We start from the raw sequence: 16,654 nt of genomic DNA on the forward strand, positions 1-16,654 counted from the left end.
AAACGAAACGATTTCCCCGGCTTCTTTACTTGTTTAGGGACTTTCAAGACAGCCCCGTCCATTCTTCTAGCTAGTTTCCTTTTTGACTGTCGAGCTTGGTATCAAACTGGTTTACAAAGATGGACGGTGCCCCCAATGGAGTATAGAAATCAAACTCGACCGACTGAGCAAATTCACCATTACCTGTAACTTTAATCAACATAGGCATAGGAGCGTGACCGTTCGGCTTCCAGAGAGCGGATATTTTGTACCGGCCGAGCGGGATTTTTTCGACTCCGTGACCGCCAGTTGAGAGTGCAGCTGCACGTGTTGTGATCGTTTTGCCTTTGCTACCGTCAAACAATGGCCCGACAGGTGTGAGTGTAATTTCCAAGTCGTTCATTTCAAATTGCGGCAAGCTATCGTCAAACGACCAAAAATCGGGATGGATTTCGATATGTCCTACGACACCCTTCAAGGTGAAATTACGAACAGCCCCTGAACTACTGGCGAATGGTTGATCGACGTCAGACCTCAAATAAAGCTTTTGCTCCTTGCCGTTATAGGGGAGTGAGAAACTTGTAGACATAATCCAGGTCGTCGGGAGGTGAGGCAATTGGATCCGATAAAATCCATTCTTATCGGTCACCGCTCCTAAGTTGCTGTCAGAGAACAATTGGTTATCTGCATTGATCGTAACTCCTGGAATTGGCTTGCCCTGCGCATTACGTAAATAGCCTTTCACAACGTAGGGCTCTACTTTTCCGGCAGAGGGAAGGGGTGCAGGCTTCGAAGCAGGTGCAGGTGTCGGCTTTGGTTGTGCAGCAGGAGTAGGCGTTGAAGCAACGGCTGGCTGCGTTTGGACAAAGGCATCCGCAATTCCGGTGTATGCAAGACAACCTGCCACCAAAAGGGATAAGCTCATCAATTGCTTCCTAAATTTTATCATCTCAGTATTCTCCTTTTCGGAAAATCTTTGTATGGTTAAGCCTCAGGTTTCGCCTCTGGTTTGGCAGCGATCAACCGACCCGCGTTTGCCCCGAAAGCCATTTCAGGCTTCGCCTCAGGTTTTCCGGCGATCAACCGACCCGCGTTTACCCCGAAAGCCATTTCAGGTTTCGCCTCAGGTTTTCCGGCGATCAACCGACCCGCGTTTACCCCGAAAGCCACTTCAGGTTTTGCCTCTGGTTTAGCAGCGATCATCCATTTTGTTGCGGAAAACATCTCTGGCTTTGCTTCCGGCTTGGCGCTCACCGCTGCCGGAAAGGCAATTGCTGTGAGTAATCCAGCCGCTACAATCAACTTGAATCCTTTGTTCATTGTCATAACCTCCATAAAATCAATTTGGTTTATGTGCATTATCTTATCGCGTCAGTGTTCACCTTTTCATGAGTAACAGCCAGGAATTACAGCGGGAAAAATATAGGATAATGTTAGGAATGGGGCTGGGAATTTTGAGTTGCGGTCAGGAGGAGCGCTCAATTCCCTGTGTATAAAACGCATATGCTTTCATATTTCAAAATTCTCTGTATAATAGGGGAACACAACCTTACTCAGGAATGATGCCACTATGGAGTACATTCGCACGATGAAGAAAAAACACGATGTCTTGCTCATCTTTCTGTTAGGAACTATTTTCATCATCATAAGCATCGTTCTCCCATTTTTATTAGGACTGGATCATCTTGCATTGCTAGATGCGGTATGGATGTCCCGATTGACACAGCTGACCAATCCGTTGATGCTGGCAATGCCGATGGTGGTGTTCATCGATACGGTCCTATTTTTGCCTCTCTATATTGGCGCTTTTTTTATCGGGGAGGGTATTTCCCGGATGCTGTCTGCAAGGTGGCTTTCGGCTGTTATTCCGGCATTGATCATCCTGACCATCAATGTGGTCATGGAATTTTACACGGCAGCAAGCTATCCTTTGACCGTTTCCAAAATATTGCTTACCGTTGGGGTAGTCATCCTGCAACTGATGGATCAAGCGTTTTTGCCATTGCGAAGCAAGGTGTTTCAGTTTGTTCTATATTTTCTTGCACTCAACTGGCTGAACATGGTGACATGGTTAACGCCTTATGGACTGGGTACGGAAAGTCTTGAAGCAAGGTTGAAAAATCTGGCGGAGGTCTTTAGTTTTGATTATGGATTAAACATTTTCTCCATCATGATCAGTCTGTTTCTGTTATTTTACCTTGCGATTTCGATCTATTTGGGCCGGATCAAAAAACAATCGGAACTGGAAAAAAACCAGGCAGAGCATGTGAGGCTCAAAATGGCAGAAGCGCGTTCCGGACAAGAGGTATTGTTTCTCGTTCATGATCTGAAAACGCCGCTTACCTCGATTCAGGGTTTGGTTTCCTTGATCGAACTGAAAGTGGATGATAAAGAAATTCGAAGTTATACAGAAATTATTGAGCAATCCATATCATCGATGAACGAGATGATCTCAGACATTCTGTTTGAAAAGATGAGAAGGATGGTACCCGTTCGGGAAATTTTGAATACGGTTGAGTCTGAGCGGCTGAGCGGTTCGCATCAAAAGCTGCATATTCGCACCTCGGCGCAAATGCCGCTTTTGTATATCAATAAAACCAGGATTGTGAGGGCGCTCATTAACCTGATTAACAATGCGTTTGAAGCGGTTGCGAACAAACAGGAGGGAGCCGTTCATTTGCTGGTTGCCGAGACAAAAGATGAGGTGCATTTCTCGGTTATTGATAACGGCATTGGGATTCCGCAGGAGCATCTTGATAAAATTTGGAGCATCGGCTTTTCGACAAAGGATTCTGCTGGTGCTGGACTAGCCTTTGTGCGGCAGGTCATTGAGGCGCACCATGGCAGAATGGAGGTTAGGAGCAAAAAGGGAGACTTTACAGCAATGAAAATCATTCTTCCAAAGGGGGAGAAACGGCTTGACGAAGATCTTGATTGTGGATGACGACGAGAAAATCCGTTTTACCCTGCGTGAAATCTCAAAGTTTGCGGGGTTTGAATCGATTGCGGTAGACAACGGAAAACAAGCGCTTGCCCAGCTTGGTGAAGAGGATTTTGATCTCGTGCTGGTTGATTATTATATGCCGGAGATGGATGGGCTTGAAACGGTAAAGGCGATGCGGGAAATCAATCGGGAGATTCCGGTTGTGATTTTGACCGTTGATGAGCGACCTGAAACGGTGAGTCGATTCTTTGCTGCCGGAGCTACCGACTTTTCGCTTAAACCGGTTCGGGCTGCCGATTTGATCTCACGTCTCCAGATTAATCTGAAGCTGTCGCAAATGACCCAATTACAAAAGGAAAAGAAGCGGGAGGTGTTAACGGCAAAGGGAATTAGTCCTAGCACGTTGCAACTCATCATTGATTTTCTGCAAAAGCAAGCCGGTCCGGTGACGCTTGAGGAAATTATGGAGGGCGTCGGGCTTGCTTATCCGACTGTTTATCGGTACATCACGCATTTGCTTGACGAAGGATGGATTTATACGCTTTCCAATTACCGCAAGATTGGCAGACCGAAAAATCAATACGTTTGGAAGGGAATCGATCATGGGTAAGAGCTGATATCTCGATCAGCTCTTCTTTTTTTATCTTATTTTTCTGTGTTTTCCGTTAAATGAAAGGGGTTACAATTGCGTTGAAAATAGATCAAGCAGAGAAGGGGGAAAAGAGTGTGAAAAAAATTGCAGGCATTCTTCAGAAGTTTGGCGCTGTCCTGGTTTGCTGTACATTGCTCGCAGCCTGTCAAGCTGCGAAGCCTGAAACAGAAAAAGCCGCACCGGCAAGTAATGCCCAAGCTGGTGATCAAAAAAAGACCGATAAGCTTGTAGTGGTGATGGAGGCAAACCCTGATTCACTGGATCCGCAAAATACAACAGAAACCACGGCTAATTCCGCGCAGCGTACAATGCTGGAGGGGTTAGTGGGGTTTGACAAGGATATGAAACCCATTCCTGTTCTGGCAAAGGAAATGCCGGAGCTCGGCAAGGATGCGAAATCACTTACGATCAAGCTGAAGGAAGGGGTGCTCTTTCAGGATGGGACACCTTTTGATGGGGAAGCCGTCAAGAAAAACTTTGAACGAGTTCTGGATAAGAATAACAATTTGAAGCGTAACAATTTTTTCAACATGATTGAGAAGGTTGAAGTATTGGATCCCCACACCGTTAAATTTGACCTTAATACGCCATTTTCCGCCATTGTTAACATATTGGCTCATCCCGCTGCAGCAATCATGTCACCGAAATCGTTTGAAGGCGGCAATAAGGTAGACCGTCATCCTGTTGGAACGGGACCCTATCAATTCAGTGAATGGGTAGACGGACAATATATTCGGATGAAGAAGTTTGATCAGTATTGGGACAAGGAAAACCAGCCTGCGTTCCAAACGGTTGAATTCCGTCTGGTTCCAGAAACAGCTTCTCGTGTAGCGATGCTGATGGCTGGTGAAGCTCACCTTGTTTATCCGCTTGGACCTGAGCAAGCCGAAATGCTCAAGAAAAATCCGAAAGTCGAAATCAACAACTATCCGTCCATCATCGAAAACTATTTGGGCTTCAATCATAAACAAAAGCCATTCGATAATGTGAAAGTTCGCCAGGCAATCAATTATGCCATTAACAAGGAAGCGATGATCAACGTAGTCAAGATGGGCTATGCCAGCATTGCCGATTCACCTGTCGCACCTAAAGTCAGCGGCTACAGCAAACAGCCGGCCTATGATTTCAGCGTGGAGAAGGCGAAGCAGCTGCTCGCGGAAGCGGGATATCCGAATGGATTTGATGCGATTCTGTGGACGGACAATCCGACCGAGATGATCAAAGGCGCTGAATTTATCAAGCAACAATTAGGTGTGGTGGGGATCAATTTGAAAATCGAGACAATGGAAACAGGGACGTTCTACGACAGGCTTGACGCCGGCCAAGGCATCCAGCTGTATTATTCCCACTGGTCTCCGTCGACAGGGCAAGCTGACTGGGTGCTCCGCCCTAACTTTGGAAGTGCGTTTGTGGGAGCGAAAGGAAACAACTCGGGCCATTACATCAATCCAAAGCTGGACGAATTGACTGAGAAGGCGCTAGGCGCGAGCGATCCAGCAGAGGTTCAGCGTTATTATGACGAGGCGCAAAAAGTTGTTGTTGAGGATGCCGCATGGGGACTGCTCTTTGTCGACGGCATTCTGGTAGGGAAACAAAAGGAATTGAAGGACGCGAATGTACTTCCTGATGGAGTGATCGATGTTCGAAAAGCAAAATTTTAAAGCGCAACAATAAAACAACAAAAAGGAGTGGCTTTTCCATTGGTTTGGTCACTCCTTCCTTGTTGGCATCCTTTGCAAAGGAACAGGTGGTGTCTTTGATCAGGTACATGGTCAAAAGAATAACCGGGATGATCCCGATGCTGTTTATCGTTTCTGTCATCATTTTTCTGTTCATTCACGTGATCCCGGGTGATCCCGCGCGCATTGCCCTCGGAGCGGATGCTACCGGTGAGGCGGTGGCAAACCTGCGCACCTCAATGGGACTGGATCAGCCGCTTTTCCAACAGTATGTTACCTACATCAAGAATCTGCTCCGTGGCGACTTCGGCAATTCGTTTAAAAGCCATGAACCCGTTTCGAAAATTCTTTGGGAAAAATTCCTACTTACGCTGGAGCTTACCCTATGGGGGATGGGCTGGTCGCTCATTGTAGGCATTTTGATGGGTGTAATCGCAGCGGTTAGGCGAAATCGCTGGCCTGATTATGTAGGCATGTCGATTTCCATTGTAGGGCTGAGCATGCCGGAGTTCTGGTTTGGCTTTCTTCTGATTGATTTGTTTTCCATTAAACTGGGGTGGTTGCCTACTGGCGGCACGGAAGGGTGGGGTAGCTTGATCATGCCGTCTCTGACGCTAGGGATCGGAGTGTTAGGGTTGTTTGCGCGCTTCACCCGAACCAGCTTACTGGAGGTTATGAAAGAGGATTATATACGCACAGCGAAAGCAAAAGGGGTCTCGAAGCAGCTTGTCATTCTGAAGCACGCTTTGCGTAATGCCCTGATTCCGCTGGTGACGATGAGTGGCATCCAGTTCGGTTTTATGCTAAGTGGAGCTGTCGTAATTGAAGTGGTCTTTAGCTGGCCAGGCATGGGAGTGCTTCTGGTGGATGCTGTTAAATTCCGTGATTTTCCGGTGATACAAGGAAGCATGTTTCTTTTCACGCTGGAGTTTCTTGTTATCACGCTCATCGTCGACCTTTTGTATGCGCTGCTTAATCCGCAAATGAGAATTGATTAAAAGAAAAGAGGGATCACGTTGTCTGCTTCCGTTCAACTTAAGCCCCTAAGCCAACAGCAAACGGAGGAAGAGCTCTTTTCGCCAAGACGCGAATTTTTCCGGAAATTTCGTGCTCAAAAGCTGGCGTTTTATTCGTTGTTCTTGGTATTGCTGATTGGTTTGACAGCTCTTTTTGGGGCGTATTTGACTCCTTATTCACCTAGTGAGCCAGATTACAATGCGGTGCTGATGCCTCCCTCTCTATCGCACTGGGCAGGGACTGATCATTTTGGCCGTGACATTCTCAGCCGAATTATCGCCGGAACGCAAATTTCTCTTTTGGTTGGGGTAATGTCTGTCTTTTTCGGTGCTTTGCTAGGCACTCTGATCGGCCTGACATCCGGCTATTTTGGCGGATGGTATGACAGCTTGATGATGAAGCTCACGGATGTGATGTTTGCATTTCCTGGCATCTTGCTCGCGATTGGCCTCATCGCCGTTTTGGGAACCGGATTGTCCAACGTTGTGATCGCGGTATCCATCTTTACGCTGCCAATCTTTATCCGTATCGTTCGGGCGAGCACGCTGACCTTCACGAACATGACTTACATCGAAGCAGCCCGCTCTATCGGTGTAAAGGACTGGTCGATCATGTATCGCCACATTTTGCCACAGGTGCTTCCGGTCATCATCGTTTATCTCAGTATGAGGATTGGCGTTGCCATTTTGATCGGTGCATCACTTAGCTTTTTGGGGCTTGGTGCCGACCCGTCCACTCCCGAATGGGGCGCCATGCTCAGCACGAGCAGGGACTATGTTACAGTGGCGCCTCATGTGGTGTTTTTCCCCGGCCTGGCCATTATCATCACCGTGCTGGCTTTTAATGTATTGGGCGATGGTCTGCGGGATGCCCTTGATACCAAATTGAAGGAGTAGAGTGGGCATGAATGAACCGATCTTGCAGGTTAACAACCTGTCAATTAGCATCGATAGTCCAAAGGGTGAATTGCCGATCATTCGCGGGATTTCGTTTTCTGTGAACAGAGGTGAAATTGTCGGGATCGTCGGGGAGTCTGGATGCGGTAAAAGCGTCACATCTTTGAGCATCATGGGTCTCCTTCCGATGCCGCCCGGGCGAGTGAAAAGCGGATCGATTCTGTTTCAAAATCTGGACTTGTTGCAAGCAAGTGAGAATGAGATGGAGAAGAAGCGAGGGAATCAGCTTTCGATGATTTTTCAGGAGCCGATGACCTCTCTCAACCCGGTCTTTTGCATCGGGGATCAGATCGATGAAGTAATCATGATTCACCAAAAGCTACCTCGGAAAAAAGCAAGATTGATGACTCTTGAGATGCTAAAGCAGGTCGGCATTCCCGATGTGCAGAAGGTGGCAAAGCGTTATCCGCATGAATTGTCAGGCGGTATGCGGCAAAGGGTCATGATTGCGATGTCCATGTCGTGCCGTCCTCAGCTCCTGATCGCGGATGAACCGACTACCGCGCTTGACGTCACGATCCAGGCCCAAATTCTCGAACTGATGCGCAAGCTTGGGGAGGAAACGGGGACAGCGATCCTCTTCATTTCTCATGACCTCGGGGTGATCGCGGAGATGTGCCAGCGTGTCATAATCATGTATGCGGGTCAGATCGTGGAGGAGGGTGACGTCGTTTCGTTGTTCCGAAATCCCAAGCATCCGTATACACAAGGGCTGCTAGCATCGATTCCGCAGCATCACTCCAAGAGGGGGCGGCTCTATTCCATATCGGGAGAAGTGCCGCAAGCCGGGAAGCTTCAGCAAGGGTGCATGTTTGCGCCACGTTGTGAACATGCATTGCCGAAATGCTCGGTAGAGACTCCGCCGCTTACCAGGTTCAATGAGTCTCATACCGGTAGCTGTTGGCTGCACACATTGGAGGAAAGGAGGGGGCTGCATGGAGAAGGCGCTGCTGGAAGTGCGTAACCTGAAAAAATACTACAGCCTGAAAAAAGATTGGCTCGGCAGAAGCAAAGGGCATGTGAAAGCGGTTGAAAATATCAGTTTTTCGATCCGTGACGGGGAGACATTCGGACTTGTTGGCGAGTCAGGCTGCGGCAAATCGACAGCGGGACGGACCATTCTCGGATTGATGCCAGCCACAGAGGGAGAAGTCATCTATCAGGGCAAAACCCTGCGAACGTTGTCTAAAGAAGAGCTTCGTCTCACGCGAAAAAATATGCAAATGATTTTTCAGGACCCATACGCGTCGCTTAATCCGCGGATGACGGTTTTTGACATTCTTGAAGAACCGCTGCGCGCGCATCACATTGGGGAAAAGCAAGATCGAAGGAAAAAAATCGAAGAGATCCTTGAAGTGGTTGGACTGACAAAAAGGCATATCAACAGGTATACGCACGAATTTTCGGGGGGGCAGCGACAACGGATTGTCATCGCCCGATCGCTGATCCTGCAACCGAAATTCATTGTTGCCGATGAGCCCGTTTCAGCTCTAGACGTTTCAATTCAGTCCCAAATCCTTAATTTGATGCAGGATTTGCAAGAACAGTTTCAGTTGACATACTTGTTCATCTCCCATGACCTCAGTGTCGTTCGCCATTTGTGCAATCGGGTCGGTGTCATGTATCTAGGAAATCTTGTGGAAGTCAGCGATGTGGGAACGTTATTCAACGAACCTCTGCATCCGTATACCAAAATGCTGTTGTCTGCGATACCCATTCCCGATCCGCTGGCCAAAAGAGAGCGAATCATGCTGCAGGGTGATCTGCCCAGTCCTGCCAATCCGCCGAGTGGCTGTCCATTTTCCACCCGTTGTCCAGATGTGAAGGATATTTGCCGACAGGTCAAACCGGAGTTGAAATCGATGACAGGCGAAGCGCGTCAGATTGCTTGTCACCTTTATGAAGCTTGACTTAACAAGTAGGGGGGCATAAACATGATAAAGTCGGGAACCGATAAATTGGTCGAGATTACACGCGGAAATCTGGTTGAAAGCTCGCATTCCGGCGCGTTGGCGGTTGTTTCTAGCAGTGGCAAGCTCTTGCATGCGATTGGCGATGTGAACCAGCTCATGTTTGCACGATCAGCGTTGAAGCCTTTTCAAGTCATTTCATTCCTAGAGTCTGGCGCATATGACCATTTCAGATTTTTGCCCAAGCATCTGGCGCTGGCCTGCGGGTCACACAACGGTGAGCATCAACATACAGAGACGACAGAGGATATGTTGGCTCTGATCGGATTATCGGATGTTCATCTGCATTGTCATGGCCATTCACCGTTTCATCAGGAAAGCTATGAGAGCCTCATTCGAGAGGGTACTCCCTTCAAGCGTGTTCATAACAATTGCTCCGGTAAACATGCGGCGATGCTGGCACAGTGCATTTTTCATGAGTATGCTGTGGAAGGTTATCAGGAGGAGAGCCATTCGTTGCAGCAGGAAGTGCTGCGCAACCTTTCGGAAGTAACGGGTGTGCCTGCATCGCAGATTGAGGTCGGGATTGATGGATGCGGACTGCCGACACATGCTATTCCGCTGCGTCAGGTGGCATATGCTTATTCCCAGCTAGCCGATCCTGTGGGCATGACTGCCAACAAAAGAAAGGCATTGATGCAGATTGGTGATGCGATGACAGCCAATCCCAAGATGGTAGGAGGCACAGGCGCGTTTTGCACCGATCTGATGACAACCATGAAAGGCAGCGTTGTGGGCAAGGTGGGCGCGGAGGGCGTTTATTGCATGGCTTTACGGGATCGTGGAATCGGGATTGCGATCAAGATATTCGATGGTTCAGAGCGCGGGCTGTATCCGGTTGCTATGGAGGTATTGGATCAATTAGGTGTTTTGTCCGAGGAGCAGAAGCTTGCCTTGAAGGCGTACCATACCCCTGAAGTCCGCAATCGCCAAAATGAAGTAGTGGGTTCAGTTCGACCAACGTTTACACTTGCAACCACAGATACAACAAAGTAGCGCGGAAACGTTTAGTTTGAGCAATCTACCAAATGATTAAGCCACCTGATGAACGTGGCTCCTGGTTGTTGAAAAATCTGTGCACCCTTTATGGGTGTTTTTTTTATGTATCAGTACATAACTGCTCCTTCGGTGATCTTCATCAGATAAAACCTCGCGTAGGATCTTCCTCTGTGTAAAAAACTGTTAATTGAGGTCTTGTCTTACAGGTGAATAATCCATCGGTTTCGAATGTAGTAATAATTACGGTAACTATTCGTTCGCAGTGAGCAAATGAAAAGAGGAGTGAAGGCGATGGTGCATGGAATCGTGAAAAAAAGAGTGGAAACGGGTCGGTTGCTAACGTCTTATCTTGAAGCAGGAAACTCTGCTCATCAACCGGTCCTTCTCGTTCATGGGAATGTTTCTTCCAATCTATTTTGGGAAGAGACGTTGGGAAAATTATCGCCATCCTATTGGGTACTGGCCCCAGACCTTCGGGGTTATGGCGAATCAGAGGAGAAGGAAGTAGATGCGACGCGAGGGGTGCGTGATTGGGCGGACGATCTGCGTGCACTTGTCACAGCATTGCAAATCGAAGCCCCGATACATCTAGTCGGTTGGTCGCTTGGCGGTGGAGTGGTGATGCAATACGCAATCGACTATCCTGAGTCAGTTGCTTCGTTAACCTTGATCAATCCGGTTTCTCCGTTTGGTTTTGGTGGGACGAAAGACGAAATAGGAACCCCTTGCTATTCCAATTTTGCAGGATCGGGTGGAGGTACGGCCAATCCGGAATTTGTTGATCTTCTAAAAAGTGGGGATCGTTCTGTGGAAAAACCAAACAGCCCATTAAACGTGATGAATCATTACTATTTCAAAGCACCTTTTACCGTTGCGGCAGAAAGAGAAGAGAAGTTCGTTACGTCGATGCTTTTAACAAAAGTAGGCGAAGCTCTTTATCCCGGTACGTTTGATATTTGTGAAGAGTGGCCTGGTGTAGCTCCGGGACCAAAAGGCTTTAACAACGCGATCGCGCCGATGTATTTTAATCTATCCAGCATTGCTGGGATTGAACCGAAACCGCCGATCCTATGGCTTCGGGGAGCAGAAGATTCAATTGTATCCGATTGCTCGTTGTTTGATCTTGGCTTTTTAGGGCAACAAGGATACGTACCCGGATGGCCGGGGGAAGACGTCTTTCCCCCACAACCAATGGTGAAACAAACAAGATTTGTACTGGAAAACTATAAAAGAAACGGGGGAAGTTATGAAGAATATGTGGTAGAGCAAGCTGGACATTCGCCCCACATTGAAAAACCTGTGGAAGTGCATGAAAAAATCCTTCAATTCTTGCAAAGCCGCCCATAAGAAAGCAACAGGGGAGGAAAACAGACGTGACAAATCAGGGAATCGACATGCGTTATAAAGTGGAAGGAGAAGGCCCCGATGTTGTGCTGATTCACGGGCTAGGTCAAAGACTGGAAGATTGGAAATTACAAAAAGAAGAGCTGATAAAGAACGGCTTCCGAGTGTTAACCTATGATTTAAGAGGCCACGGAGAATCAGAATGGCGTGCGGAAGAGGTAAACATTGATACGTACGCCGCTGATCTGAACCAGCTATTACAGAAGCTATCGATCGAAAAGACTCATCTGGTCGGATTGTCTATGGGCGGGGCCATTGCACAAGCTTTTTATCGAGCCTTTTCAGAAAAGGTGAAAAGCTTGGTGTTGGCGGCGACTTTTTCCTACTTTCCTGAACCTGTCAAGCAGGCTAGCTTGCAGAGCCGATTACCTTACATAGAACAGGGGAAGATGGAAGAATTGGCCGAAATCATTGCCAGGCGATCTTTTACCGAGCAAGCACCTGTCCAGTTGATTGAGAACACAAAAAAGGTGATAGCGTCCAATGATCCCACGGCCTATCGAGCTTCGATGATTGCCTCTGTCAATGCGGATAGCAGAGACATCTTGGCAAAAATCAGCCTGCCTGTATTAATCATCGTTGGAGAAGGCGACCTGACCACTCCTGTGGAGTACAGCCGGTATCTGCACCAGCACATTGAAGCATCCCAATTGGTGATCCTACCAGAGGCAAGGCATATCTGCACACAAGAAAGACCCGATCTATTCAATCAAGCCTTGGTAGCATTTTTACACAACGTTGAAGATAGTAGATAAACCTTTGATCGACTGTTCGCTTTAAGTAGCCGAGCAGTCGGTTTTCTTGAAGGCTTTCGACTAAATCCTGCCTCCGTCAATACATAACGTGGATCACTGCTCCCAGAAATTAACCACTAACACCCCACCAACCACCACATCAATAAATATGCTTCTTCAACTCCTCCTCAATACTCCCCAAATCCCTGCTTTTAATAACCTCAAACAAAGCCTGATGCTCTTCAATCAATTTCGCAAAATTCTGTTCTTGATGCTTCTGGCCATTCGAAATAAAGTGAAAAACAATCCGAGAGGACACAGAAGACCAGAGTGATATCAAAAACGGTTCTTTGGTAAGGGAAATCAAATACTCATGAAATTCCAGATCCTTTTCGACCACTTGATCCAATTTGCCGTTTTCACAAGCAGCGATCAGCTCGCCGAGGATTCCCTGAAGCTTCAGAAAGTGCTCTTCTGTCATCGAGGGAAGCACCTTTTTGATAACAAACGTTTCGAGAAGCACGCGGAGTGGATTCAGCAAGCCCAACACTTCGTCCTCTGATACGGTTGCGACAGATGTTTCCTTGTGCGTTTGGGTCAATAACAGCCCTTCTTTTTCCAAGATCAGAATCGCCTCGCGGATTGGCCCCCGGCTAACGCCCATCTCTTCGGAAAGATCGCTCTCCCTCAACCGCGTCCCCGGTTTCAGGTTTCCTTGAATGATCGCTCTTTTTATATCTTTGTATACTTGATTGCGCAATGTATCCGTTTTTTTGACTGAAAAGCGGAAATCAGACATGTGTATACCTCCTTGGTAATCAACCGATTCTCTCATAGATGTTATCAAGAATCACTTATTTTGACAACGATAATGTTATTGTTGACAATGACAATGACAACTCATTATACTTCTGCTTAGAAATCTGAAATTTCAAACGAGAGGTTAGGTGCGAAACATAATGAAGATTACCGATATCATCACAACACCTGTTTTGATTCCATTCCGGAAGCCGGCGAAATGGTCGGGGGGGACACGCCGTAATGCTCCGGCATTACTGATCCAATTGGTTACGGATGAAGGAATCATCGGTTTTGGCGAATGCGTAGGGCCGACCATCCCGACCATCCAGACGATCGTTGAAAAGGAGTTCAAACCGTTCCTGTTGGGCAAGGATCCGATGCAGACCGAACTGATCCTACATCAGCTCGAGGAATACATATTGAACTGGTCGCAAATCGGTTACTACGCCTTGGCCGGGATCGATATTGCGCTGCTGGATCTGAAGGCGAAGATCCTGAATACGCCGCTCTACAATTTGCTCGGTGGTCTGTATAAGAAAGAAGTGGAGTTTTCCGGTTATTTGTTTATCGATGAGCCGCTGGTGAACGCAAAAGAGGCAGAAGCGCTCGTGCAGAACGGATATCGCGAAATCAAAATAAAAGTGGGCCGCGATGTCGACTACGACACCCGCAGAATCAAGGAAATACGCCAGGCTGTCGGTCCGAATGTGAAGCTGCGCATTGACGCCAATCAGATTTGGAGCGTGAGCACAGCGATCCGCGCCATTAACCAAATGGCGAAATACGATCTGCAGTTGGTGGAGCAGCCGACGCCTTACTATGATATTGACGGCCTCGCGACGGTCAGCCGATCCGTGCCTGTCCCCATCACTGCGGACGAATCGTGTACAAGCTTTGACAGCGCGCTCAAGCTGATTGAAAAGCGAGCAGTAGCCGCCTTTACCGTCTATCCGTCCGAAGCGGGGGGATTGCTGAAGGCCAAACAGATCGTTGAACTTGCTGATACGTACGGCATCTGGTGCGTGACGGGATCGTGGGCGGAGACGGGGATTGCCACGATGGCGAACGCCCATCTCATCGCATCGTCACGAAATTTCCCGTTTGCAGCCGATACGCACTATGGCTGGTATCAATCCGATGTATTGAGCGCTCCCCTTGATTTTCAAAACGGAAAACTGGCGATGAGCGACAAACCGGGCCTGGGTGTAGAATTGGCGAGCGACTTCAATAGCTTGAACAAAGAGGAAATCCGGGAGATGGTTTTTTACGATGATGAGAGTGCAGTGCAATTTCAGCCGCGGATCGGCATGATTTTATGAAAGGGGCGTCACGGTTGCAGTGATAATGAAAGCGCTGGTTTTAACCGAAAAGAATGTGCTGGAGCAAAAGCAAGTGCCAATCCCTGAAATAGGACCTGCCGAGGTTTTGATCAAGGTGGCCTATGCGGGAATCTGCGCGACGGATAAGGAGATCATCACCGGCAAGCTGCCCAGCCCGCTTCCGCTGATACCGGGGCATGAGATCAGCGGGGTTGTCGTCCAAAAAGGCGATTTGGTCAAGGGGCTTGAAGTCGGCGATCGCGTGGTTGTAGACCCTGCCGTTCCTTGTGGAGAATGCAGATTTTGCCGCGCGAACAAGCCGGAGTTTTGTCAAATCTATCGGGAATTGGGGATAAATGTGGACGGCGGGTGGGCGGAATATGTGAAAGCGCTCTCCCGTTGCACTCATAAGATTCCTGACGTGATGGGAATGAAATCGGCAGCGATTTTTGAACCTATGACGTGTCCTTTCGGCGCTGTTGATGCAGCTTCAGTGAATCCAGGCGAACAAGTCCTGATCATCGGCGATGGAGCGGCAGCGCTTTACTTTACGCAGATCGTGCGGATGATGGGGGCAGCGAGCAATACGGTTGTTTATAAAAGAGAGGACAGGGTCGGATTGCTGAAAAGTCTGGGGGCGGAAGTGTTGATCGGCGGCGATGAAGTATCGAAGCTGGACAAATCGCATCCGGTACAGTCGCAGGGCGGTTTTGATCTGGTCATTGATGCAGTCGGTCTTTCGGAAACGGTTCAGTCGGCCGTTCAATACGCCAGGATAGGCGGGAGAATCGTATTGTACGGCTTTAAAGATGAATGCACAGACAACTTTCCGCACCGCGAAATCATCTTGAAGAACCTGACGATCTTTGGAAGGACGAATTCGCCTTCCGTCTGGCCGCGAGCCATCGAATGCGTAAAAAGCGGGCTCATAACGCTGGATCCGTTCGTCGAAAAGGTCTTGAACCCGGAGGACGTTCCGTCCTTTCTTGACGACTTCGATCGATTTGCGGGAATCAAAGCGGTGGTGAAGTGGTCCGATTCATCAAACGATAAGGGGGACATCGAATGAAAAAAATGTGGAGTGCTGCTCTCGCGATACTGACGGTGATGTTCAGCGCCGCTTGCGGTTCGGTGGATCATTCCGGAGCCGGTTCGGAGGCTTCTCCTTTTCAGGGCAAGACCCTAAACGTGATGTCATGGGAAGGCTACCAGGAGCCCAATTGGGTCAAGCCCTTCGAGGAGAAGTACGGCGTGACAGTCAATGTGACGTACGCGGGCAGCGTGGACGATATGTTCGCCAAGGTCCAGGCAGGGTCAGTCAAATACGATCTGATTTTCGTCGATGGCGGCTCTGTGAAGCGCTATCAGCAATTCCACCTGATCCAGCCGCTCGATACCGCCAAACTAACGCATGTCAACGAACTGATCAAGCAGTTGAAGGAGAAAAATGACAAGCATGTTGTGATTGACGGGCAAACGTATGCGCTGCCGTTTGCCTGGGGCTCCTTGCCGATGATGGTCAATACGGAAAAAGTAAAGGAACCGGTCAATTCCTGGGAAGCTCTTTGGAACCAAAAGTACAAAGGGAAGGTGATCACTATGGATGATGCCAACAATCAGGTTGCGATGACGGGGCTGATGCTGGGCATTTCCGATCCTTACGACCTGAACGACGGGCAAATGGCAGAGATCAAAGCGAAGCTGATCCAGCAAAAATCGGTTGTGAAAACGTACTACAGCGGCTTTGAGGATGGGAAGAGCCTGATGGCCAGCGGCGAAGCTTGGCTGGGTTACGCTATGGGGTCGACGATGATTTCCGATCTGAAGCAGCAGGGACTGTCGATCGAAGAAGTGATTCCGAAGGAGGGGGCGCTTGTCTGGGTAGATAATGCCGTCATCGGCCAAGGTACTGAAAACCTTGAGCTTGTCCACAAGTACCTGGATTACCTTATTTCGGCGGATGTTCAGACGAAATTGATCCGTAAAACGGGGTACGGCGGCGTGAATCAGGAGGCTGCAAATCTTTTGACCCCGGAGGAAGCGAAAGCCGCCCATATGGACGATCAGGGGTATTTTGACAAACTGGTTTACATCGCGTATCCCGAAAGTTTTGAAAAACGGGTTGCCTTATGGAATCAAGTGAAGGCTGCGCAATAACATCTGAGGCTGACAAGGGGGGATTCGGCGCCCCCCTGGAAAG

16 protein-coding genes are annotated in these 16,654 nt (G+C 48.5%); 13 read left to right on the top strand and 3 right to left on the bottom strand.

Going from position 1 to position 16,654, the window contains the following annotated elements; translation table 11 throughout:
* Nucleotides 1-70 precede the first annotated feature (70 nt).
* Both EDM56_RS14065 and EDM56_RS14070 read right to left on the bottom strand, forming a co-directional pair.
* Entirely contained in the window at nucleotides 71-928 is an 858-nt protein-coding gene (locus EDM56_RS14065; protein ID WP_122918537.1) for a carboxypeptidase regulatory-like domain-containing protein, read from the bottom strand.
* A 35-nt stretch (nucleotides 929-963) separates the two neighbouring features.
* Entirely contained in the window at nucleotides 964-1,299 is a 336-nt protein-coding gene (locus EDM56_RS14070; protein ID WP_122918538.1) for a hypothetical protein, read from the bottom strand.
* 268 nt (nucleotides 1,300-1,567) lie between these two features.
* On the opposite strand from EDM56_RS14070, the gene EDM56_RS14075 reads away from it, so the two are divergent.
* From EDM56_RS14075 to EDM56_RS14120, 10 genes are all read left to right on the top strand, one after another.
* Nucleotides 1,568-2,923 carry a sensor histidine kinase gene (locus EDM56_RS14075; RefSeq protein WP_183192433.1) on the top strand — a complete coding sequence of 452 codons (1,356 nt, stop codon included), beginning with the start codon at nucleotides 1,568-1,570 and terminating at the stop codon, nucleotides 2,921-2,923.
* Nucleotides 2,898-3,533 (top strand): response regulator transcription factor, encoded by a 636-nt coding sequence (locus tag EDM56_RS14080; protein WP_122918540.1) that lies wholly within the window; start codon nucleotides 2,898-2,900, stop codon nucleotides 3,531-3,533. The genes EDM56_RS14075 and EDM56_RS14080 overlap by 26 nt, the downstream gene beginning before the upstream one ends.
* Nucleotides 3,534-3,649: 116 nt before the next feature.
* Nucleotides 3,650-5,236, top strand: a complete 1,587-nt coding sequence (locus tag EDM56_RS14085; protein ID WP_183192434.1) for a glutathione ABC transporter substrate-binding protein — start codon at nucleotides 3,650-3,652, stop codon at nucleotides 5,234-5,236.
* 89 nt (nucleotides 5,237-5,325) lie between these two features.
* Complete coding sequence (nikB, locus tag EDM56_RS14090; protein ID WP_342772392.1) at nucleotides 5,326-6,252, top strand: nickel ABC transporter permease; 927 nt, start codon at nucleotides 5,326-5,328, stop codon at nucleotides 6,250-6,252.
* Nucleotides 6,253-6,270: 18 nt separating this feature from the next.
* Nucleotides 6,271-7,167, top strand: a complete 897-nt coding sequence (locus tag EDM56_RS14095) for an ABC transporter permease subunit (RefSeq protein ID WP_122918542.1) — start codon at nucleotides 6,271-6,273, stop codon at nucleotides 7,165-7,167.
* A gap of 7 nt (nucleotides 7,168-7,174) precedes the next feature.
* Nucleotides 7,175-8,191, top strand: a complete 1,017-nt coding sequence (locus EDM56_RS14100; protein ID WP_122918543.1) for an ABC transporter ATP-binding protein — start codon at nucleotides 7,175-7,177, stop codon at nucleotides 8,189-8,191.
* Nucleotides 8,163-9,137, top strand: coding sequence for an ABC transporter ATP-binding protein (locus EDM56_RS14105; protein ID WP_122918544.1), 975 nt, complete (start codon nucleotides 8,163-8,165; stop codon nucleotides 9,135-9,137). The genes EDM56_RS14100 and EDM56_RS14105 overlap by 29 nt, the downstream gene beginning before the upstream one ends.
* 24 nt (nucleotides 9,138-9,161) lie before the next feature.
* Complete coding sequence (locus EDM56_RS14110) at nucleotides 9,162-10,193, top strand: asparaginase (protein WP_122918545.1); 1,032 nt, start codon at nucleotides 9,162-9,164, stop codon at nucleotides 10,191-10,193.
* Nucleotides 10,194-10,487: 294 nt separating this feature from the next.
* On the top strand, nucleotides 10,488-11,543 hold the full coding sequence (locus tag EDM56_RS14115; RefSeq protein WP_122918546.1) for an alpha/beta hydrolase: 1,056 nt from the start codon (nucleotides 10,488-10,490) through the stop codon (nucleotides 11,541-11,543).
* A gap of 26 nt (nucleotides 11,544-11,569) precedes the next feature.
* Entirely contained in the window at nucleotides 11,570-12,355 is a 786-nt protein-coding gene (locus tag EDM56_RS14120) for an alpha/beta fold hydrolase (RefSeq protein ID WP_122918547.1), read from the top strand.
* A gap of 139 nt (nucleotides 12,356-12,494) precedes the next feature.
* On the opposite strand, the gene EDM56_RS14125 is transcribed toward EDM56_RS14120, so the two are convergent.
* The gene (locus EDM56_RS14125; RefSeq protein ID WP_122918548.1) at nucleotides 12,495-13,133 is read right to left on the bottom strand and encodes a GntR family transcriptional regulator; all 639 of its coding nucleotides are present in this window, start codon (nucleotides 13,131-13,133) and stop codon (nucleotides 12,495-12,497) included.
* A gap of 160 nt (nucleotides 13,134-13,293) precedes the next feature.
* Between EDM56_RS14125 and EDM56_RS14130 the strand changes: the two genes are divergently transcribed.
* Genes EDM56_RS14130 through EDM56_RS14140 form a run of 3 tightly spaced genes read left to right on the top strand, consistent with a single transcriptional unit; the run spans nucleotide 13,294 to nucleotide 16,611 of the window.
* Nucleotides 13,294-14,454, top strand: coding sequence for a mandelate racemase/muconate lactonizing enzyme family protein (locus EDM56_RS14130; protein ID WP_122918549.1), 1,161 nt, complete (start codon nucleotides 13,294-13,296; stop codon nucleotides 14,452-14,454).
* Between the two features lie 25 nt (nucleotides 14,455-14,479).
* Complete coding sequence (locus tag EDM56_RS14135) at nucleotides 14,480-15,523, top strand: alcohol dehydrogenase catalytic domain-containing protein (protein ID WP_122918550.1); 1,044 nt, start codon at nucleotides 14,480-14,482, stop codon at nucleotides 15,521-15,523.
* The gene (locus EDM56_RS14140; RefSeq protein ID WP_122918551.1) at nucleotides 15,520-16,611 is read left to right on the top strand and encodes an ABC transporter substrate-binding protein; all 1,092 of its coding nucleotides are present in this window, start codon (nucleotides 15,520-15,522) and stop codon (nucleotides 16,609-16,611) included. Before EDM56_RS14135 ends, EDM56_RS14140 begins: the two co-directional genes overlap by 4 nt.
* Nucleotides 16,612-16,654: the final 43 nt, after the last annotated feature.

Source organism: Brevibacillus fluminis, assembly GCF_003710825.1.
Lineage (GTDB): Bacteria > Bacillota > Bacilli > Brevibacillales > Brevibacillaceae > Brevibacillus_D > Brevibacillus_D fluminis.